The organism is Arsenicicoccus sp. UBA7492, assembly GCF_002479615.1.
Lineage (GTDB): Bacteria > Actinomycetota > Actinomycetes > Actinomycetales > Dermatophilaceae > Arsenicicoccus > Arsenicicoccus bolidensis.
The window spans coordinates 1-20,196 of record NZ_DLOE01000036.1 but is presented as its reverse complement, the minus strand read 5'-3'; the positions used below and the strand labels follow the sequence as shown (position 1 = coordinate 20,196).

Annotated in this window: 18 protein-coding genes and 2 pseudogenes; 7 read left to right on the top strand and 13 right to left on the bottom strand. The window is 71.1% G+C overall.

From position 1 onward, the window contains the following. Nucleotides 1-41 precede the first annotated feature (41 nt). Nucleotides 42-1,390, top strand: a pseudogene (locus tag B4E97_RS09970) (MATE family efflux transporter). Between the two features lie 51 nt (nucleotides 1,391-1,441). Here the strand turns inward: B4E97_RS09970 and B4E97_RS09965 are convergent. The 3 genes from B4E97_RS09965 to B4E97_RS09955 are packed head-to-tail and all read right to left on the bottom strand — an operon-like array spanning nucleotide 1,442 to nucleotide 4,119. Next, nucleotides 1,442-1,654, bottom strand: a complete 213-nt coding sequence (locus tag B4E97_RS09965; RefSeq protein ID WP_019286833.1) for a hypothetical protein — start codon at nucleotides 1,652-1,654, stop codon at nucleotides 1,442-1,444. After that, on the bottom strand, nucleotides 1,651-3,039 hold the full coding sequence (locus B4E97_RS09960) for a mycothione reductase (RefSeq protein ID WP_286959719.1): 1,389 nt from the start codon (nucleotides 3,037-3,039) through the stop codon (nucleotides 1,651-1,653). The genes B4E97_RS09965 and B4E97_RS09960 overlap by 4 nt, the downstream gene beginning before the upstream one ends. A 54-nt stretch (nucleotides 3,040-3,093) precedes the next feature. Then, a complete protein-coding gene (locus B4E97_RS09955; RefSeq protein WP_286959718.1) occupies nucleotides 3,094-4,119 on the bottom strand; it encodes a Gfo/Idh/MocA family protein in 1,026 nt (341 codons plus the stop codon). Between the two features lie 85 nt (nucleotides 4,120-4,204). Between B4E97_RS09955 and iolG the strand changes: the two genes are divergently transcribed. Continuing rightward, nucleotides 4,205-5,218, top strand: coding sequence for an inositol 2-dehydrogenase (iolG, locus tag B4E97_RS09950; RefSeq protein ID WP_286959717.1), 1,014 nt, complete (start codon nucleotides 4,205-4,207; stop codon nucleotides 5,216-5,218). A gap of 9 nt (nucleotides 5,219-5,227) precedes the next feature. Here the strand turns inward: iolG and B4E97_RS09945 are convergent, their stop codons facing one another. Next, the gene (locus B4E97_RS09945) at nucleotides 5,228-6,289 is read right to left on the bottom strand and encodes a LacI family DNA-binding transcriptional regulator (protein ID WP_286959715.1); all 1,062 of its coding nucleotides are present in this window, start codon (nucleotides 6,287-6,289) and stop codon (nucleotides 5,228-5,230) included. A gap of 114 nt (nucleotides 6,290-6,403) precedes the next feature. Between B4E97_RS09945 and B4E97_RS09940 the strand changes: the two genes are divergently transcribed. Both B4E97_RS09940 and B4E97_RS09935 read left to right on the top strand, forming a co-directional pair. Further along, nucleotides 6,404-7,639 carry a phytanoyl-CoA dioxygenase family protein gene (locus B4E97_RS09940; protein ID WP_286959714.1) on the top strand — a complete coding sequence of 412 codons (1,236 nt, stop codon included), beginning with the start codon at nucleotides 6,404-6,406 and terminating at the stop codon, nucleotides 7,637-7,639. Beyond that, nucleotides 7,639-8,424, top strand: a complete 786-nt coding sequence (locus B4E97_RS09935; protein ID WP_286959713.1) for an SDR family oxidoreductase — start codon at nucleotides 7,639-7,641, stop codon at nucleotides 8,422-8,424. The genes B4E97_RS09940 and B4E97_RS09935 overlap by 1 nt, the downstream gene beginning before the upstream one ends. A 664-nt stretch (nucleotides 8,425-9,088) precedes the next feature. Here the strand turns inward: B4E97_RS09935 and B4E97_RS09930 are convergent. Next, nucleotides 9,089-10,521 (bottom strand): annotated as a pseudogene (locus tag B4E97_RS09930) (sugar porter family MFS transporter). A 145-nt stretch (nucleotides 10,522-10,666) separates the two neighbouring features. On the opposite strand from B4E97_RS09930, the gene B4E97_RS09925 reads away from it, so the two are divergent. Further along, on the top strand, nucleotides 10,667-11,485 hold the full coding sequence (locus B4E97_RS09925; protein ID WP_286959712.1) for a TIM barrel protein: 819 nt from the start codon (nucleotides 10,667-10,669) through the stop codon (nucleotides 11,483-11,485). Between the two features lie 122 nt (nucleotides 11,486-11,607). Here B4E97_RS09925 and B4E97_RS09920 read toward each other — a convergent pair whose 3' ends face one another. The 4 genes from B4E97_RS09920 to B4E97_RS09905 all read right to left on the bottom strand — a co-directional run bounded on the left by B4E97_RS09920 (nucleotide 11,608) and on the right by B4E97_RS09905 (nucleotide 14,887). Further along, a complete protein-coding gene (locus B4E97_RS09920; protein WP_019286843.1) occupies nucleotides 11,608-12,498 on the bottom strand; it encodes an ATP-binding cassette domain-containing protein in 891 nt (296 codons plus the stop codon). Next, nucleotides 12,495-13,568 (bottom strand): ABC transporter permease, encoded by a 1,074-nt coding sequence (locus B4E97_RS09915; protein WP_286959711.1) that lies wholly within the window; start codon nucleotides 13,566-13,568, stop codon nucleotides 12,495-12,497. The genes B4E97_RS09920 and B4E97_RS09915 overlap by 4 nt, the downstream gene beginning before the upstream one ends. Nucleotides 13,569-13,570: 2 nt before the next feature. Next, on the bottom strand, nucleotides 13,571-14,557 hold the full coding sequence (locus B4E97_RS09910; protein WP_286959710.1) for a substrate-binding domain-containing protein: 987 nt from the start codon (nucleotides 14,555-14,557) through the stop codon (nucleotides 13,571-13,573). Nucleotides 14,558-14,698: 141 nt separating this feature from the next. Further along, nucleotides 14,699-14,887, bottom strand: coding sequence for a hypothetical protein (locus B4E97_RS09905; protein WP_019286846.1), 189 nt, complete (start codon nucleotides 14,885-14,887; stop codon nucleotides 14,699-14,701). Nucleotides 14,888-15,173: 286 nt separating this feature from the next. Here B4E97_RS09905 and B4E97_RS09900 point away from each other — a divergent pair, with 286 nt between their 5' ends. Next, on the top strand, nucleotides 15,174-15,395 hold the full coding sequence (locus tag B4E97_RS09900; protein ID WP_019286847.1) for a hypothetical protein: 222 nt from the start codon (nucleotides 15,174-15,176) through the stop codon (nucleotides 15,393-15,395). Nucleotides 15,396-15,539: 144 nt separating this feature from the next. Beyond that, nucleotides 15,540-15,761, top strand: a complete 222-nt coding sequence (locus tag B4E97_RS09895; RefSeq protein ID WP_019286848.1) for a hypothetical protein — start codon at nucleotides 15,540-15,542, stop codon at nucleotides 15,759-15,761. Between the two features lie 112 nt (nucleotides 15,762-15,873). Here B4E97_RS09895 and B4E97_RS09890 read toward each other — a convergent pair whose 3' ends face one another. From B4E97_RS09890 to B4E97_RS09875, 4 genes are all read right to left on the bottom strand, one after another. Next, complete coding sequence (locus B4E97_RS09890) at nucleotides 15,874-17,130, bottom strand: Gfo/Idh/MocA family oxidoreductase (protein WP_349681175.1); 1,257 nt, start codon at nucleotides 17,128-17,130, stop codon at nucleotides 15,874-15,876. Beyond that, complete coding sequence (locus B4E97_RS09885; protein ID WP_286959709.1) at nucleotides 17,127-17,993, bottom strand: sugar phosphate isomerase/epimerase family protein; 867 nt, start codon at nucleotides 17,991-17,993, stop codon at nucleotides 17,127-17,129. The genes B4E97_RS09890 and B4E97_RS09885 overlap by 4 nt, the downstream gene beginning before the upstream one ends. A gap of 44 nt (nucleotides 17,994-18,037) precedes the next feature. After that, complete coding sequence (locus B4E97_RS09880) at nucleotides 18,038-19,042, bottom strand: Gfo/Idh/MocA family protein (protein WP_286959708.1); 1,005 nt, start codon at nucleotides 19,040-19,042, stop codon at nucleotides 18,038-18,040. Nucleotides 19,043-19,112: 70 nt separating this feature from the next. Then, nucleotides 19,113-20,063 (bottom strand): TIM barrel protein, encoded by a 951-nt coding sequence (locus tag B4E97_RS09875; RefSeq protein WP_239266143.1) that lies wholly within the window; start codon nucleotides 20,061-20,063, stop codon nucleotides 19,113-19,115. Between the last annotated feature and the right edge of the window lie 133 nt (nucleotides 20,064-20,196).

The following is a 20,196-nucleotide window of genomic DNA, read 5'->3' as shown; positions in this document are numbered from 1 at the left end:
ACGCGCTGGGAGCCCGGCGTCGCGGCGACTATCCTCGCCGGGTGGCGAGCGACCGGGAGACCCAGAAGCCGACGTCCCCCGCGCGCGAGATCCTCCGCCTCGCCGTCCCGGCCTTCCTCGCCCTGGTCGCCGAGCCGCTCTTCCTCCTCGCCGACAGCGCCATCGTCGGCCACCTCGGCACCCCGCAGCTCGCCGGCCTCGGCGTCGCGAGCGCCGCCCTCCTGACGGCCGCCAACGTCTTCGTCTTCCTCGCCTACGGCACGACGAGCATCGTGGCGCGTCACGTCGGTGCCGGTGACGAGCGCGGTGCCGTCGCCAACGGCCTCGACGGCGTCTGGCTCGCCGCCGCCTCGGCCTCGTCACCAGCGTGCTCGTCGCGACCTTCGCCCGCCCCCTCGTGGCCGCCTTCGGCGCGAGCCCGGACGCCCTCGTCCACGCCGAGCACTACCTGCGCGCGAGCGCCGCCGGGATCCCCGCGATGCTGGTCGTCCTCGCCGCCACCGGCATCCTCCGCGGCGTCCAGGACACCACCACCCCCCTCGTCGTGGCCGTCGCCGGTTTCACGTGCAACGTCGCCCTCAACGTCCTGCTCGTCTACGGCCTGCACCTCGGGATCGTCGGCTCGGCCATCGGCACGGTGATCAGCCAGTGGGGTATGGCGATCGCCCTGCTCCTCGTCGTGGTGCGGGCAGCCCGGCGGCTCGCCGCCTCCCTGCGCCCGCATCCGGGGCGGGTGCTGGTGGCCGCGCGGGGCGGCATACCGCTGCTCGTCCGCACGCTGGCGCTGCGCACGGTCCTGCTGCTGACCACGTGGGTCGCGGCGGGTCTGGGTGACGTGCCGCTCGGCGCCTACCAGGTGAGCGCGACGGTGTGGAGCTTCCTCACCTTTGCCCTGGACGCGCTGGCGATCGCCGCGCAGGCCCTGACCGGCAAGGCCCTCGGCGCCGGGGACACCGCAGGCACCCGCGCCGCCACCACCCTCATGATCCGCTGGGGCCTCATCGGCGGCGCGGTCCTCGGCGCCCTGGTCCTCGCGCTGCACACCGTGCTGCCGCACCTGTTCACGAGCGACCCCGAGACCCAGGCCGCCCTCGCCGCCGGCCTGGTCGTGGTGGCGCTGTCGCAGCCGATCTCGGGGTGGGTCTTCGTCCTCGACGGGGTGCTGATCGGCGCCGGCGACACCCGCTGGCTGGCGTGGGCGCAGCTCGCGCTCCTCGTGGCCTATGTCCCCGTCGTGCTGGTCGTCCGGCACGTCGCCGGCCCGCTCGACGACCCCGCGGCCGTGGCGTGGCTCTGGTTCGGGTTCAGCATCTTCATGACCCTGCGCGGCATCGCGCTCGGCCTGCGCGCCCGCTCCGACGCCTGGCTCGTCACCGGCGCCACCCGCTGACCCCAGCCCGACCCCACCCGGATCAGGCGCCCACGGCCTCCTGGGTCGGGCTCAGCGCCAGCACTGCACGACGAAGCGCGGCAACGACCGCAGGGCCACCAGCGAGGCCACCCACGCGAGACCGTCGCAGCCGAGCCCGAGCACATAGGCGGGGTGCCGGACCACGCCCGCCCCGGCGGCCCGGGATGCGACATAGCCCTGCGAGACGGAGGCGACGGCATGCAGGAGCATGCCGACCACCGAGGCGACGAAGCCGAGGATCACAGCTCGAGACCCAGCAGGGCGTTCTCGACGACCTCCATGATCGCGGGGTGGATCCAGTACTGCCCGCGCGCCATCTCGGGCACGGTCGTCCCCAGCGACATCGCCTGGATCAGCGGCTGGATCAGGTTGCTGGCCTGGTAGCCCATGAGGTGGGCGCCCAGCAGCAGCCGGGTCTCGGGGTCGGCGAGCAGCTTGACGACGCCCACCTGGTCCTCCATGGCCCAGCCGTATGCCGTGCCGCCGTAGTCCTGGACCTTGACGACGTAGTCGCGCCCGGCCGCCTGCAGCTCGCGCTCCGTCAGGCCGACCGACGCGATCTGCGGGTGGGTGAACACGGCGGCAGGGACGTAGCGGTGGTCGCTGGACCGCAGGTCGTCGGGGTGGGCGAGGTTGTGCGCGACGACCCGCGCCTCGTGGTTGGCGACGTGCTTGAGCTGCCAGTGGCTGCTGATGTCGCCGAGCGCCCAGACCCCCTCGACGCTGGTGCGCTGCTGCTCGTCGACCCACAGGCGGGGCCCGTCCATCCGGTAGCCGACCTCCGCGAGACCGAGCTGGTCGGCGTTGGGCACGCGCCCGGTGGCGACCAGCACGGCGTCGGCCACCACCTCGCCCGACCCCGGGGGCCCGGTCGTCGTCAGGTGCCAGGCCCCGTCGCGGCGCTCGGCGGCGCTGATCTGGGTGCCGAGCCGCAGGTCGTAGCGTTCTCCCGCGAGCTCGGTGAACCGCCCGGAGATGAGGTCGTCCTCCTTGCGGAGCAGGGTGCCGCTGCGCTGCAGCCAGGTCACCTCCACGCCGAAGGAGTCGAAGATGTGGGCGAACTCGGCCGCGACGAAGCCGCCGCCCACGACCGTCAGGCGCCTCGGCAGCTCCTCCATCCGCATCACGCTGTCGCTCGTGTGCACGCCGAGCGAGGGGGCCGCCTCGCGCAGGCCGTCGACGTCGAGCATCGACACGCGCGAGCCGGCGGCGACGACGATCTGGTCGGCCGTGATGGTGGCGCCGGTGCCGGTGTCGATCTCCTTGGGCCCGACGAACCGCGCGCTCCCGTCGAACACCGTGATGTGCGGGTCCTGGCGGCGGTACTGCTCGCCGCCCGCGGCGATCTGGTCGATCCGCCCGGCAAAGATCCGGTCGCGGATCTCGCGCCACCGCACCTGCGGGTCGCACGGGAAGGACGCGCCCAGGCGGTCGAGGTGCTGCGCGGAGGTGATGACGTCGGCCGGGTAGGCGTACATCTTGGTGGGGATGCAGCCGACGTTGAGGCAGGTGCCGCCGAAGGTGCCCCGCTCGAGGATCGCGATGTCCTGGTCGGCCAGCTCGGGGGTGATGAGCGAGTTGCCCGAGCCCGTGCCGATGATGATCAGGTCGAAGTGACGGTCAGCCATGCTCCCGAGCCTAGACGTGCAGCCTGACCCCCAGGCTGCCTCCAGGACCGGTCCTCAGGACTCCCCGACCAGGCGGTCGCCCGTCACGAACCTCACCTGGTCCATCGCCTCGAGGGTCGCGATGGTCGCGTCGAGGGGCCGTATGCCGCTCTCCACCCGCCCCTCGCCGAGGCAGTGCGCGACCTCCAGCGCCTCCCAGTACAGCCCGTCATGAGCGGTCGCCGCCTCGAGGTGGCGCAGCTGTCCCCCGTCGCGTCCGTGCAGGGTGAACGACCCCGGCTGGTACCACGGCCCGTCCAGCGACACCCACGCGTCGGTGCCGCTGATCGCGGCGACGGTGGGGGTCTCGACCAGGGCGCTAGCGTGCAGCGCCGACTGCGCGTCGCCGTGCCGCAGCGTCATCGTCGTCTGCGCCATCGTGCCGGTCGGGCCGCGAACGCCCTGCGCGGCGACCTCGGTGGGCGCCCCGAGCACCCACGTCGCCAGCGTCAGCGGATAGGTGCCGAGGTCCATCATCGCGCCGCCCGCGAGCGCCGGGTCGTGGATGCGGTGGCGGTCGGGGAAGTACTCGCCGATGTCGGCGGACACGAGCGTCAGGTCGCCCAGGACGCCGTCGTCGAGCAGCCGGCGAATCACGCGGAACTTCGGCAGGCACAGCGACCACATCGCCTCCATCGCGAGGACGCCGGCGTCGCGGGCGGCCTCGGCGATGCGCCGGGCCCCCGCGGCGTCGATCGCGATGGGCTTCTCGACGAGCACGTGCTTGCCCGCCGCGATGGCGAGCAGGGCGTGCTCGACGTGCTGCGGGTGGGGGCTCGCGACATAGACGACGTCCACGCGCGGGTGGGCGACCAGCTCGGCATACGACCCCAGCGGCTCGCCCCCGAGCCGCCCGGTGAAGCGCCGAGCGCCCTCCTCGGACCGGGAGCCGACCGCCACCACCTGGTGGTTCGTATGCCGGAGGACGGACGCGGCGAACCGCTCGGCGATCCACCCCGTGCCGAGGATGCCCCAGCGCAGGGCGGGGCCCCCGGTGGGATCGGGCAGGCGGGGCTCGGGCAGGCTGTGGGGGAAGGACATCGGTGTCGCTCCTCGGGACTGTGGCTGGACAGTGGCCAGGACATGTCAGATAGTACTAACAATTGCCGAACGAAGGAGATCGAGCATGTCCCTGCAGCCCGTCCGCATCGGTCTGATCGGCTGCGGCCGCATCGGCCGGGTCCACGCCCTCAGCGTCACCGCGGCCCCCGGGGCCGAGCTCACGACCGTCGTCGACGCCGTGCCCGCCGCCGCCGAGTCGCTGGGCGATCTGCACGGGGCCCGCGTCGCCGCCACCCCCGAGGAGGTGCTGGCGTCCGACGACGTCGACGCCGTCATCATCGCCTCCCCCACAGCCACGCACGTCGACCTCATCGACGCCGCGATCGACGCCGGCAAGCCCGCCCTCTGCGAGAAGCCCATCGACCTGGACATCGCCCGGGTCGAGGCCCTGCGGGCCAAGGCATCGGCCGCGACCACGCCGATCATGCTGGGCTTCAACCGTCGCTTCGACCCGCACTTCTCGGCGCTGCACGCGCGGGTCGCCGCCGGCGAGATCGGCCGCCTGGAGCAGCTGTCCATCATCAGCCGCGACCCCGCGCCCGCGCCGACGGAGTACCTCGCCGTGTCAGGCGGGATCTTCCGCGACATGACGATCCACGACTTCGACATGGCGCGGCACTTCGTGCCGGACGTCGTGAGCGTGTTCGCCTCGGGGACGGCACAGTTCAGCGAGGACATCGCGGGTCTCGGCGACTACGACTCCGTGGTGGTGGTCCTGACCGGGCGCGAGGGCCAGCAGGTGACGATCACCAACTCGCGGCACGCGGCCTACGGCTACGACCAGCGGCTCGAGGCCTTCGGCTCGGAGGGGTTGCTCGAGGCCGGCAACGTCACCGACACGGTCGTGCGCCGGTGGAGCGCCGACGCGGTCGAGGTGCGCGAGCCCTACCAGAACTTCTTCCTCGAGCGGTATGCCGCGGCCTACCAGCGCGAGCTCGCGGCGTTCGTCGCCGCCATCCGCGAGGACGCGCCGGTGCCGGTGGGCTTCCACGACGGCTGGGCCGCCCTGGTGCTGGCCGACGCGGCCGCCCGGTCCGCCGCCGAGGGGCGCGTCGTCGAGGTCGACCTCGACGCCTGACCCGTCCGGTCAGGCCGGGTCGATCCAGCGCGTGGGCAGGTTGTAGCGCGTGATGATCTCCAACGACGCCGGCACGGTCAGCGGGGCACCCGACACCAGCCCGTGGTGCCTCAGCACCTGACGGACGGCCCGACGGCAGTCGCTCTGCAGATCGTGGTGGATCACCGCGTCGATGGCCCCCGAGCGGAGCAGCGCGACGTTGTCCTCGTCGAGGTCGTGCGCGACGTAGGCCTCCACCCGTCGCCCACGTCGCCGCAGCTCGGCGAGGGTGGCGCGGTTGCCACCACCGACGGAGTAGACCGCGCACACGCCCGGCTCCTCGTCGAGCGCCGCCCCGACCAGATCGCCGGTCGCGGCATCGAGCCCGTCCGCGTCCGACACGACGAGCACGGGCTCCTCCGGCCGCAGCACCGCCAGCTCGTCCTCGAACGCCCGCACCCGCTCGTGCTCCCCCAGGAAGGTCGAGCGGCTCATCGTCACCAGCACCCGCCGCCCCTGGCCGCCACCCACGCCTCGCGGGGTCAGCCAGCGCGACACCAGGAAGGCTGCCGTCGCCCCCGCCTGCTGGTTGTCCAGTCCGACATACGCCACCCGCCTGCTGCTCGGGACGTCGGTGACCAGGGTGACCACCGGTATGCCGCGCCCGGCCGCCCGGTCCACCGCCGCCGCGATGGCCGGGTCGTCCGGCGCCTTGAGGAGCAGCCCCTGCGAGGTGCGGCCACCCGACCCGACCCGGTCGATCGTCTCCACGAGCTCCTGGACGTCGGCCCGCTCGCGCAGGTGGAACCTCGCCCGCACGGCCGCGGGCCGCACCCACGCCAGCTCGGCCTCGAGCGCCGTCCGCACGGCGCTGGTGAACCGCGCCGGCGCCTGCATCACGACGTCCACCAGCACGGTGCGCGCGCCGAGCCGCAGCTGCGACTGCTGCCGGTCGAGCTCGAGCACGGCCTGCTCGACGGCCCGCACGGCCGCGGCGCTCACGTTGCTGCGCCCGTGCAGCGCGCGATCGACGGTGGCCTCGGACAGGCCGGCCTGGGCGGCGATGTCCTTGAGGGGGTGCGGCGGCCTCATCCCCCGACGGTAGGCCCGACCGGGACTGAGGTCTATCTGAGGTCTTTGACCCCAGCCGACGGCCGGTCCGCGAGCCACCATGGAAGGGACGGACCACGACGACGAGGAGACGCCATGCCGACCACGACCCGCCCGGCTTCTAGCCCGACCTACACGGCGCAGGACTGCCGCCTCGAGGACCTGCGCGCAGTGCTCGAGGCCCGCACCGACGTCACGGCATACCCGCACGCCCAGGCCGTCGAGCAGGAGGTGCTGCTCTATCGCACCGACCGGCTGCGCGAGGCACTCGGCCACGGGCCCGAGGCCGCCCGCGAGGTGCAGACCGAGCTGGCCCGCGGCCTGTCCGAGGGGCCCGGGATCGTGGTGCTGCAGGGCGCCTTCGAGCACGACGTGGTCGACCGGGTCAGCGACGGCTTCCGCACGATCATCGAGGAGCAGCGCGCCTCCGGCCGCGTGGCGGGCGACCACTTCGCCAAGCCCGGCGCCAACGACCGCGTCTGGAACGCCCTCGAGAAGCTCGCGGTCACGGACCCCGAGGCGTTCGTCGACTACTACGCCAACGACCTCGTGGCCCTGGCGGCGACGGCCTGGCTGGGTCCTGGCTACCAGGTCACCTCGCAGGTCAACGTGGTCAACCCGGGCGGGGCGGGCCAGACCGTGCACCGCGACTACCACCTGGGGTTCCTCGGGCCGGAGGTCAGCGAGCGCTACCCGCGGCACGTCCACCTGATGTCGCCGATGCTGACCCTGCAGGGCGCCGTGGCGCACGTCGACATGCCCGTCGAGAGCGGCCCCACCCTCTACCTCCCCCACTCGCACCGCTACGAGCCCGGCTACGTCGCCTACTGGCTGCCGGAGTTCCAGGACTACTTCCGCGAGCACCACGTGCAGCTGCCGCTCGCCAAGGGCGACGCCGTGTTCTTCAACCCCGCGCTGTTCCACGCCGCCGGCACCAACCACTCGACCGACATCCGCCGCATGGCCAACCTCCTGCAGATCTCCTCGGCGTTCGGCCGGGCCATGGAGCGCGTCGACCGGCGCCGCGTGGTCGAGGCCGTCTATCCGGTCCTGCTCTCCCGCCAGGACGCCGGTATGCCGACCGCCCGCCTCCACGACGCGATCGCCGCATCGGCGGAGGGCTACGCCTTCCCCGCCGACCTGGACGTCGAGCAGCCCGTCGACGGGATGGCGCCACCCAGCCAGGCCGACCGGGTGCGCTCGGCGCTGGCCGCTCGGCTCCCGGTGACCGAGCTCGATTCGGCGTCCGACGCGGCGTCGACCGGTCCGCTCGCGAGCGCGGCGACCGAAGCCGCCACGGCCGCGGGCCCCACGACCGGGGGCGCGGCCTGATGCGCGAGCTCCTCCAGGACCGGGTGGTCCTCGTCAGTGGCGGCACCCAGGGCGTGGGCGCCGCCGTGGCGCGGGCCGCCCTGCGCGAGGGCGCCTGCGTCGTCGTCACCGGGCGCCGCGCGGACGTCGGGTCGGCGGCGGCCGACGAGCTGGCACGCGAGCACGGCTCGCACCGCGTCGAGTTCGTGCAGACCGACCTGGCCGACGTGGACCAGGCACGCGCCTCGGTCACCGCGACGGTCGAGCGCTTCGGCCGGGTCGACGGGCTGGTCAACGCCGCCGGCCTCACCTCGCGCGGGTCGCTGCTCGACACCACCCCCGAGCTGCTGCAGCAGCACCTGTCGGTCAACCTCGTGGCGCCGTTCTTCACGATGCAGGCGGCCGTCGAGGACATGCGCCGCCGGGGCGCCCCCGGCACGATCGTCAACGTGCTGACCATGTCCTCCCACGGCGGCCAGCCCTACCTCGCGCCCTACGTCGCCTCCAAGGCCGGGCTGGCGGGACTGACCCGCAACGCGGCGTACGCCCACCGCTTCGACCGCATCCGCATCAACGGCCTCAACATCGGCTGGACCGAGACGCCGGGCGAGGACGAGGTGCAGCGACGCTTCCACGGCGCCCAGGACGGCTGGCTCGAGGAGGCCTCCGCCGCCCTCCCCATGGGCAAGCTGGGGCAGGTCGACGAGATCGCCGACATGGTCGTCTACCTGCTGTCCGACCGCAGCGGCGTCGTGACCGGCTCCGTCATCGACTGGGACCAGACCGTGCCCGGCGCCCACGACTGACCTCCCCCAGCCACCCCGTCCCCGCCGCACCCGACAACAAGTGACCCGTCGGGGCGCACCAAGCCCGCTAACCCGCCCACACCCGACAACAACTGACCCCTCGGGGCGCACCCGGCCGTTGACCCGACGTTCGGGAGCCCCCCGCGACCCGACGGGTCACTTCCTGCACCCGACTCGCCTCACGGCGAGCACGCGAGAGACCCGGCTCGGGGGCCGGGCCGCCGCACCCGACAACAACTGACCCCTCGGGGCGCAGACCGCCACTTCGCCCCGCCACACTCGACAACAACTGACCCCTCGGGGCGGACCCGTCCGGTTAGCCCGCCGTTTGAGAGCTCCGCGCGACCCGATGGGTCACTTCCTGCACCCGGCGCTCGCGGCAGCCACGCGAGAGACCGGGCACCGGGCACGGGCCGACACACCCGACAACAAGTGACCCGTCGGGGCGCACCCAGCCCGCTAACCCGCCCACACTCGACAGCAACTGACCCCTCGGGGCGCACCCGTCCGGTTAGCCCGCCGTTTGAGAGCTCGCCGCGACCCGACGGGTCACCTCCTGCACGCAGATCGATGACACCAGCCACGCGGGAGGCCGGCGCGCTCGCGGTGGGCACGCGAGAGGCGGGGCGCCGGATCACCGACACCCCGCCTCTCGTCATACGGCTCAGACGAACTCGCCCCGGGCGAAGCTCTCCTCGAGCTCCTCGAGGGAACGACCGCTGGTGTTGGGCAGCATCTTCCACAGGAAGAAGATCGCCGCCAGGCCGATCACGAAGAACAGGCCGAACATCCCCTGCAGACCGGCCGCGCCCACGATCACGGGGAACGAGAAGGTCAGCGCGGCGTTGACCAGCCACATGCACAGGATCGAGATCCCCATGCCGAAGCCGCGGATGCGCAGCGGGAACATCTCGGACAGCGCGACCCAGACCGGCGCGTTGAGGCAGCACTGCATGAAGAACACGAAGGTCACGGAGAGCGCCAGGATCACCCAGGCGCGTGCGGTGCCGGCCGGCATGACGGTGGCGGCGATGGTGATGAGGCCGTGGACCGTCGTCGTGGCGCAGAAGCCGAAGATGATGAGCTTGCGGCGATCCACCTTGTCGATGACGACGAAGAGGCACAGGGCCGTGCCGACGACGGCCAGGACGCCGTTGGCGACGTTGGCGATGATCGCCGCCCCGTCGGAGAAGCCGGCCTCCCTCAGCAGCTGGGTGCCGTAGTACATGATCGAGTTGATGCCGGTGACCTGCTGGGCGGCGGCGAGGCCGCAGCCGATGATCACGAGGTGGCGGATCCACGGGACGGCCATGTCGGACCAGCCGCCGTTGTGGGACTCGGCCTCCTCCTCGGCCAGCTGCTCCACCTCGCCGAGCTCGGCGCGTGCGCGGTCCTCGTTGCGGACCTGCATGAGCACCTCGAGCGCCTCGTCGTAGCGTCCCTTGGAGATGAGCCACCGCGGCGATTCCGGCATACGGAGCATCCCGAAGAACAGGAACACGGCCGGGATGGCGCACACCGCGAGCATGTAGCGCCACACGCCCTCGTGCTGGCCCCAGACGTTCGCGATGATCGCGTTGATGATGAAGGCCAGCATCTGGCCGAGCACGATCGCCAGCTCGTTGCGTCCGCTGAGGGTGCCGCGGCGCTCGGTGGGGGCGAGCGCTCTGAGAGATAGACGGGGACCGTGGCCGAGGCCGCGCCGACCGCGAGGCCGAGGACGAAGCGAGAGACGAGCATGATCGAGAGCCCCGGCGTGAAGACGCAGCCCAGGGTGCCGACGAAGAACACGACGGCGATCAGGGTCAGGGTCTTCTTGCGGCCCAGGTTGTCGTTGAGCACGCCCGAGACGAGCGCTCCGACCGCGGCGCCGATGAGCAGCGTCGCCGTCACCAGACCCTCGGTGACGGTGGTCAGGCCGAGGTCCGTCTTCATGGGCTCGAGGGCGCCGTTGATCACGCCCGTGTCGTAGCCGAACAGCAGACCGCCGAACGTCGCGACGACGGCGATCAGGTCCAGGCGCCGCTGGTGCGGGCCCGGTCGGAGGGGCGGTAGCGTCACCCCGCTGGGACTGCTGGTGGGACTGCCGTGGGACATCCTCGTCTCCTTCTGCCTTCCGCAGCACGCGGATTCGTAGCGTCCTTGCTCGTATCGCTATCACAAGTGAAGGCGCAGGCGTGGACAATGTCAATAGATTGTCCTTACATTTGACCTCACACCGTTGCAGGACGAAGGAGTCACCATGACCACCACCTCAGCACCGCTCGCGGGCGCCTCGCAGCACCCGGGGTTCGACCTCGCGGTGTGCTCCGAGATGCAGCTGCTCGACCTGCCCCACCTGGAGCGCGTGCACCGGCTGCACGAGCTGGGCTTCGCGGTCGAGCTGTGGGACTGGACGACAAAGGACATCGACGCGCTCGCGGCGACGGGTGCCCGGTTCACCTCGATGACGGGCTACACGCGCGGCGAGCTCATCGACCCCGCGGGCGCGGACGAGCTGCTGCGCACCGCCCGGGAGTCGGTGGCCGTGGCCCATCGCCTCGGCGACCCGCACCTCAACCTGCACGGCACGGGTCTCGGAGAGGGTGGTATGCCGAACCGCCCGCAGACGGTCGTGACGCCTCGCGACTGGCTCGCCGCCGAGCGGACGCTGCGTCGCGTGGCCGCCCTGGGCGAGAGCGAGGGCGTGACCTTCCAGCTGGAGAACCTCAACCTCGACGTCGACCACCCCGGCGTGCCGTTCGCCCGGGCGGCGGACGTGATCACCTTGCTGGAGTCGGTCGGATCGCCGGCCCTGCGCATGAACCTCGACCTCTATCACGCGCAGATCGGCGAGGGGAACCTGATCGAGCTGTGCCGCCGCGCAGGCGATCTGATCGGCGAGATCCAGGTGGCCGACGTGCCCGGGCGGTGCGAGCCGGGGACGGGTGAGATCAGCTATCCGGGTGTGGCGCGGGCCCTGGCCGAGATGGGGTATGCCGGTGTGGTCGCCCTCGAGGGGTGGGCGTCCGGCGACAGCGAGGTGGCGCTCGAGCGCTTCCGCGAGGCCTTCACCCTCTGACCCAGCCGCCCCGCCGCCAGGGCGAGCCGCGAGCACGCGTCGAGAGGCGACAGATGGGGGTCAACCAGCTCGGATGACCCCCATCTGTCGCCTCTCGACGAGAGCGAACCTCCCGCGCGGCCCTAGTCGCGGACCTTGGGGATGTCGACCGTGGGCGCGTCGATCCCACCGTGCTTCACGGTGCTCGGGTCGACGACCTTGCCGGGGTCCGCCGCGCGCAGCTCGTGCGAGAGGTCGGCGAGCTCCTTGCCGCCCGCCATCTCCTCCGTCAGCTCGTCCAGGGTGACCTCGTCGCGGTGGGCGTCGAGGACCACGCGGCCCAGCTTGAGGATCACGAAGTGGTTGCCGACGAGGTAGGCGTGGTGCGGGTTGTGGGTGATGAAGACGACGCCGAGGCCGGCGTCACGCGCCTTCATGATGTATTTCAGCACCACGCCGGACTGCTTGACGCCGAGCGCCGCGGTGGGCTCGTCGAGGATGATCACCTTGGCGCCGAAGTAGATGGCGCGGGCGATCGCGATGCACTGCTTCTGGCCTCCCGAGAGGCTGCCGATGGGGCGGTCCAGGTCGGGGATGACGATCCCCATCTTGGTGAGCTCCTCGCCGCAGACCCGCTTCATGGTGGGGATGTCCATCCCGAAGAGGCCCTTCTTGAGCTCGTTGCCGAGGAAGAAGTTGCGCCACACGGACATCAGCGGCGCGAGCGCCAAGTCCTGGTAGACCGTGGCGATGCCGCTGCCCAGCGACTCGCGCGGCGAGGAGAAGTGGCGCTCCTCGCCGTTGACGAACATCTCGCCGGCGTTGTAGTCGTGCAGCCCCGCCATGATCTTGATCAGCGTGGACTTGCCGGCACCGTTGTCGCCGAGGACGCAGGTGACCTCGCCCTGACGGACGGACATCGAGACGCCGCGCAGCGCCTGGATGTTGCCATAGCTCTTGCCGCAGTCGCGCATCTCCAGGATGGCCGTGGTGGGGCCGCCTTCGTGCGTCGGTGCGGTCTTGGTCGCGCTCATGCCGCGTCCGCCCTTCTCTTGACGTACATGTTGACCAGGGTGGCGACGAGCAGCAGCACCCCGAGGAAGGTCCGGAACCAGTCCGGGTTCCAGTTGGCGTAGTTGATGCCCAGCTGGGTCATGCCGAACACCAGCGCGCCGATCGCGGCCCCGACCACGGAGCCGTAGCCGCCGGTGAGCAGGCAGCCGCCGACGACCGCGGCGATGATGAAGATGAACTCCTTGCCGACGCCCTCGCCGGACTGCACCACGGAGTACTCGAACAGCAGGTGCATGCCGAGCATCCAGGCGCAGAACCCGACGAACATGAACATCCCGATCTTGACCGCGGTGACGGGGACACCGACGGCTCGGGCCGCGGCGGCGTCGCCGCCGACGGCGAAGATCCAGTTGCCGACGCGGGTGCGGAGCAGCACGTATGCCGCGATCGCGGTCAGCAGGATCCAGAACAGCACGAGCATCTTGATGCTGACCGTGCCGATGGTGAAGGTCGTGGCGAACACGGCCTTGGCGGAGTCCCACCCCTGCATGTCGGTGATCGACGTCGAGGCGACGTTGCCGGTGACCAGTCGGGTGATGCCGAGGTTGGCCCCCTGCAGCACGAAGAAGGTGCCGAGGGTGACCAGGAAGCTCGGCAGGCCCGTCCGCATCAGCAGCCAGCCGTTGAAGGCGCCGATCGCCAGGGAGACGACGAGCGCGAGGATCACGCCGACCCACACGTTGAGGCCGAAGTTCCACGAGGCCAGCGCCGCGGTGAGCCCGGACGTCGTGGCGGCGACGCCCGTGGACAGGTCGAACTCGCCGCCGATCATGAGGACGGCGACGCCCACGGCCATGATCCCGATCGTGGCGGAGCCGTAGAGGATGGTGCCGACGTTGCTGATGTTGCGGAAGGCCGGTGCGATGGCCACGAACAGCGCGAACACGGCGAGGGCGCCGATGAGGGAGCCGATCTCGGGGCGGCGGAGCAGCAGGTTGACCGGGGACCGGCGCCCGACGCGGTCGTCGCCGGCCGGGGCCTGGGTCGCCGGCTCGGGTGCCGTGGACGGGGTGGTGGTGGAGGTCGACATGGTCAGCGCTTCCCGTTGGCGGCGAACTTCTCGACGGCGGCGACGTTGCTGCTGTCCACGAAGGACGGGCCCGTCAGGACGGCCTGGCCGCCGCCGATCTCGTTGCCGTTGGTCTTGTGGAGCCACAGGGAGTCGACGGCGAGGTAGCCCTGCAGGTAGGGCTGCTGGTCCACGGCCCAGACGACCTTGTTGGCCTTGATCTGGGCGACGATGTCCTTGTTCATGTCGAAGGCCACGAGCTTGGACTGGCTGCCGGACTCCTCGATCGACTTGATCGCCGTCATGGCGAACGGTGCGCCGAGCATCATGACGTGCGAGACGCCCTTGTCCTGCTGGAGCTTGGCGGTGACCTTGGACTGGACGTCGCCCATGTCGGTGCCGTTGACGTAGAGCTTCTCGGTCTGGGGGAAGCCGGCCTTGACGCCGTCGCAGCGGGACTCGAGGCCGACGTGGCCCTGCTCCTGGATCACGCAGAGCACCTTCTTGGCCCCCTCCTTGGTGAGCCGCTCGCCCGCCGCCTGGCCCGCGACCTTCTCGTCCTGGCCGAAGAAGCTGGTGACGCCCATGGCCTTCCACGCGTCGCTGCCGGCGTTGAGGGCGACGACCGGGATCTTGGCGTCGGTGGCGGCCTTGACGTTGCCGGCCATGGCCTCGGGCTTGGCGAGGGTGACGGCGATGCCGTCGACCTTCTTGTCCACGGCCTGCTTGACGAGGTTGGCCTGGTTGGCGCCGTCCGGGTCGGAGGTGTAGGTCAGGGTCACGCCGTCGTTGGCCGCGGCGTCCTCGGCACCCTTGCGCACGAGGTCCCAGAAGGTGTCGCCGGCGGCGGCGTGGGTGACCATCGCGACGGTCATGGTCTTGGCCTTGGCCGCGCCACCGGCCGCGGACTCGGTGGTCTGCTTGCCGCCGGAGGAGCTGCAGGCCGCCATGCTGAGGGCCGTCGAGGTGGCGAGCGCCAGGGTCAGGGTGGTCTTGACGGTGCGGTTCATCGTGGTGCCTCTCGTGACGGAGCAGCGTCGTCGCGCTCCGGGCGGGTGGTGCGGGTGGTGATGCGGTTGGTGACAAACTATGCGTTTGTCCTGCCGAAGGGTCGTCGGGGTGGCAGGTCGGACCGAACTGTTGGCGAGTCGTCACCTCGCGTCGGGGATCTCCTCGAGACGGACGGGCACCCCTCGGCGCCGGGAGAGGTCGCAGGCCACGGGGCGCTCGACCCCGGGGACGGCGTCGGCGAGGACGACCTCCTCGACCTCGGGGAGGTCGCGCAGGTTCGCGGCATGGATGCGACCGATGCGGCTGACGCCGATGACTGCGATGCGCATGTCTCTCCTTCGAGACGTGGGCGAGGGCTCACCCGGGCTGGCACCACCTTCACCGAGTGACCCGGGCCACGTCAAGACTTTGTCCGGACATTTACAGGTCTTGACGATATCGAGACGCGTCATCCAGCACGGACGACGGGATTCGTCATACGTTTGCCAAGCGTGGGGGGTCTTGCGTAGACTTATATTTGTCAGCACATGAGCTGGCACCCACGATGGCCGTGCAGGGCGAGCCCATCGGGATCCGCTCGTGCGCGCCGGAGAGCAGGATGAGTTGCCCCGCCACATGACCGACCTGACCGCCCCCGCGCAGATCGACGACGAGGCCAGGGCCGCGACCCCGTCCACCCTGAGCCTGGCCGTCACGCTGGCCCTGATCACCATCGCCCTCGTGGTCGCCGGGACGCTGCTCGCCTCCCCCCAGCTGATCGTCGCCGCCATCGTGCCCGTCGTGGGCACCGTGGTGCTCGCGGGCGTCGCGAGCTACCAGGGCGTCTTTCGCATCTGACGGCGACCCCGCCCCCGCCATACGCCCGCTGACCAGGCGAACGGCGCCCCAGACCTGATGTGCCGGCACCCGCTGGCACGACACGACGGCCGTGCAGGACCGAGGCCCTCGGGCCTCCTCGTCCTCCGGCAGAGAGAAGGACTCATGACCAACACCCACGTCGCCGACGTCCGCACCGCGCAGACGCAGACCACCCACAACGCCCTGGCCGTGCAGGCCGCCCTGCTGGCCACCCTCGCCGTCGTCCTGACGGTCGTCGGGGGCGTGCTCGCGTCCGCCCCGATCCTGCTCAGCGCCCTGCTGCCGCTCGCCGGCACCGTCGCGCTCTTCCTGACCTGGAACGCCCGCGAGCTCAGCCACGCCTGACCGGCCGCTCCCGTGAGCCCCCTCTCCCGACCCGGGAGAGGGGGCTCACGTCGTCCTGGCGCGGACCGTGGTCGGCCGGGGAGTCGCACACACGGAGCCTCCGCCGACGGACTCAGGCGTCGCATGTCGTCCGCCCGCTCACCGGCGGCACCGACTCCCACGCGCGGCTCGCCGCAGCTCGCACGACCGCCTCGTCGACCTCGGCCGCGGACCACGCGTCCGCCGCGGACGGGGCGACCTGCTCGCCGGACAGCACCGACTCGACGAAGTCCCGCCCCTCCACGACCTTGAGGTCGTCGAAGGAGAGGTTCTGGCCGGGGCCGGGCTGGAAGCGGGCGTAGGCGCCGTGCTGCGGCCCGGCCATGACGGTGGTGTAGCCGTGCACGTCCCCGCCGTCGCCGAGCAGGACCTGCACCTTGGACATGTCCTCGAAGTTCCAGCGCACGGATCCGCCTGTGCCGTAGACCTCCACGACGTACTCGGCGCGCGGGCCCCGGGCCACGCGCGACGCCTCGAGGGTGCCGACCACCCCGGAGTCGAAGCGGGCGAGCATCCCGACGTAGTCCTCGTTGCCGACGGGGCCGCGCTCGTCCGAGACGCGGACCCTGGCGTGGCCGATGCCCTGCTCCAGCGGGATGGGGCGGTCGGTGATGAAGGTGTCGGTCATGGCGGCGACCTCGGCGACGCGCCCCACGAGGAACTGCGCGAGGTCGATGCCGTGCGACATGAGGTCACCGACCACGCCCGCGCCGGCCCGGCCGCGGTCGTAGCGCCAGGTCAGCGGCCCGTCCGGGTCGCTCGCGTAGTCCGCGATCAGCCAGACGCGCACGTTGGTGACCCGCCCGAGCCGCCCGTCGCGGATCAGCTGCCGCGCGAACTGCACCCCCGGCGCCTGGCGGTAGTTGAACCCCACGCCGGTCACGAGCCCGGCCTCGGCTGCGGCGCAGGCGATCTCACGGGACTCCTCGGCCGAGACGCCCATGGGCTTCTCGATCCAGAAGGGCTTGCCCGCCGCCACGGCCGCGAGGGCGATCTCGCGGTGCAGGAAGTTGGGCGCGCAGATCGACACCGCCTCGACGGCGGGATCGGCCAGCAGGTCGCGGTAGTCGGCATACGACCCGGCGAAGCCGAACTGCTCGACCGCGGCCGACCGCGCCCCCTCCACGGGGTCGGCCACGGCCACGAGCCGCGGGCGCACCCGCAGCTCCGGGTAGCGCTCGGGCAGCGAGGCGTAGGCCCGCGTGTGCAGCCGCCCCATCCACCCGAAGCTGATGACGCCGATGCCCAGCTCGCGGATCGGCGACGGCGCGGAGCCGGAGTTGTCGACCGCCGGCGTGTCCGGGCGGGCCTCGATGGGTGCCTCGGTCACGCGTCCAGCTCCTTCTCGATCCGCTCGCGCATCCGCACGTGCACCTCGTCCATCTGCTCCTCCCAGCCGAAGACGCAGACCGACACCGGTCCGTCATAACGGGACTCGCGCAGGTAGCCGAAGACCTCGTCCCACGGCACCTCGCCGTTGCCGATCTCGTTGTGCTGGTGGATGCGGGCGTCCACGCCGGGCGGGTTGACGATGTAGCGGTTGCCGACGTTCGCGAGGTGGTTGTAGACGTCGGCGACGTGCACGTGCCGCAGCCGCTCCCCGGCATACGCCATCATCGCCCGCGCGTCCCCCGCCCCCTGGGACAGGTGGAACATGTGGGGGCAGCAGAACTCGTAGTTGAACCACGGCTTGTTGACCCCGCGGACGATCTGCACGGCGCGCTCGTTGGTCTCGACGAAGTCGTAGGGGTGCGCCTCGATCGCGCACTCGATCCCGTGCCGCTCGAAGTCGGGGACGAGCTCCTCGATGCTCTTGTAGAACTGGGCCTCGCTGCGCAGCGGGTCGTTCGGGTCGCCGGACAGCTCGGTCGCGATCATCGGCACCTCGAGGTCGTCGGCGATCTCGAGGAGCCGCCGGAAGCAGCGCACCGCGTGCTGGCGGTCCTGCTCGTCCGGCGCCGACCAGTTGTAGACCGGGTTGAACGTCCAGATCTGGACGCCCGTCTCGGCCATGGCCCGCTTGACCTTGGCGATCTCCGCGTCGTCGACCTTGGGATAGTGGTGCCACTCGTGGAAGTCCGCCCGCGGCGACAGCTCGAGGAACTCGTAGCCGAGGTCGGCGGCCTTGCGGCACTCCTCCGCGACCGTGAGGTGCGGGTGATACATGGACGGGTCCAGCAGGATCTTGACCATCGTTGTCTCCCAGGGGTCGTGACCGTATGACGATCGCGTGGCGGTCAGGCGTAGAGGGCGGGCTTGTCGATCATCTCGACGGCGACCTCACCATCCTCGGTGAGGGCCCGCACGCCGGCGTCGCACACGCACGCCGCCGCGTAGCCGTCCCACGCGCTGGACCCCGTGTGCTCGTCCCGGGCGACCGCGGTGATCCACTCCTGCACCTCGCGGACGAACGCGCCGCCGAAGCGCTCGTTGTGGTCCATCGTCAGCGCGTTGGAGCGGCCGACCGTCCCGGTGCGCTCGATCAGGTGCTGGTCCGAGAGGCGGATGGTGCCCGTCTCGGCGACGGCCTCGCACTGGATGTCGTAGGAGTGCTGGTTGTTGACGAAGATCTCGTCGTCGATCCAGATCCCCGACTCGGTGTGCATGATGAGGATCAGCGGGTCCTGCAGGTGCTCGAACCGCTTCGTCGTCCTCTTGGGCGTGTCCACGCGCACCCGGACGATCTCCTCGCCGGTGAGCCACCGCATCGTGTCGATCTCGTGGATGCCGGTGTCGTTGATCGCCATGTCCCACGTGTAGCGCTCCGGCACCGTGGGGTTGCGGTGCCGGTTGTGGACGATGAGCGTCTCCCCCACCTCGCCGGAGTCGAGGATCGCCTTCATCTGGCGGTAGGACTCGTCGAAGCGGCGCATGAACCCGACGGTGACGAGCTTGCGCCCGGCCCGCTGCTCGGCGTCCATGATGTTGAGGGCGCCCTGGGCGTCGGGCGTCATCGGCTTCTCGCAGAAGACCCGCTTGCCCGCCTCGATGCAGGCGATGACGTCGGCCTCGTGGGCCGGGCCGAACGAGCAGATCATCACCGCGTCGACGTCGGGGTCCGCGATGAGCTCGGCGCTGTCGGTGTACCCCTTGACGCCATACGTGCTGGCCACGGTCTTGACGTTGTCCTCCGCGATGTCGGAGATCGCCACGACCTCGCCGCCCGCGATCACGCTGCGGATGCGGTCGATGTGGGCCTGCCCCATGCCGCCGGGGCCGATCATGCCGATGCGCACAGTCATGTGAAGTCGTCTCTCTCTGCTGGTGATTCGCTGTCTGGCTCGCGGGTCTGGTTTGCAGCTCTGGTGCGCGCTACCTGAGGCCGAGGCCGCAGGACGCGAGGTACTCGCGCGTCGCGATGGCGTTGGGCAGGGGGTAGGACGGGTCGCAGCCGTACATGTCCTGCTCGCAGATGACGTAGAGGTCCTTGTCGAGGCCGGCGAGGGCGTCGATCAGGGTCGGCATGTGCGGCTCGCCCTCCGGCGGGGCCACCGAGACGCCCTTGTTGACGGCGGCCACGAACGGCCAGTCATCGTCGTGCGCCTGCTTGACGATCTCGGGGTCCATCGCCTTGATGTGGACGTAGGAGATGCGCTCGGGGTAGCGGTTGATGAGGTCGACGCAGTCGCCCTGGCCGTAGACGATGTGGCCGGTGTCGAGGCAGAACCCGACATAGCTCGGGTCGGTGGCCTGGAAGATGCGGTCGATGTCCTGCGGCGTCTCGATGTGGGAGTCGCCGTGCGGGTGCAGCACCATCTGCAGGCCGTAGTCCTCCTTCATCATCCGGCCGAGGCGGTCGGCGTTGGTGACGTAGAGGTCCCACGCCTCGCCCGTGAGGGTGCGCTCGTCGGTGAAGTCGCCGGTCTTCTCGTCGCGAAACATGGGGGGCAGGTGGACGACATACTCCGCGCCGACGGCGGCGTGCGTCTCCCCGATCGCGCGGAAGGTCCGCTCGGTGTCGGCCCAGGCCTCGGCCTTGTGCAGGATCCCCCAGCCCGTGCCGGCGACGACGCGGAAGCCGCGCTTGGCCATCTCGTCGGCGAGACGCTTCGGGTCGGTCGGGAAGTAGCCGAACGGCCCCGTCTCCATCACCGAGAAGCCGGCCTCCGCCATCTCGTCGAGGGCCTTCTCCCACGGGATCTGCTTGGGGTCCTCCGGGAACCACACGCCCCACTGGTCGGGGCAGACGCCGATCGTGAGCCTGGAGTAGCGAGGGTCGCTGGTGTTGCGCGACTTGTCGGTGCGGGACGGGTTCTCGGCCATGAGCTGTCCTCCCCGGGATGCGGCCCGGTGTCGTGTCGTCGTTGACGCGGGCGCCGTCTCGCACCCGTGCGCCTCACGCTAGCCAGGCGCCTATGTCCTGTCAATAGATCAAACCCCTACCTCAGGTAGTCAC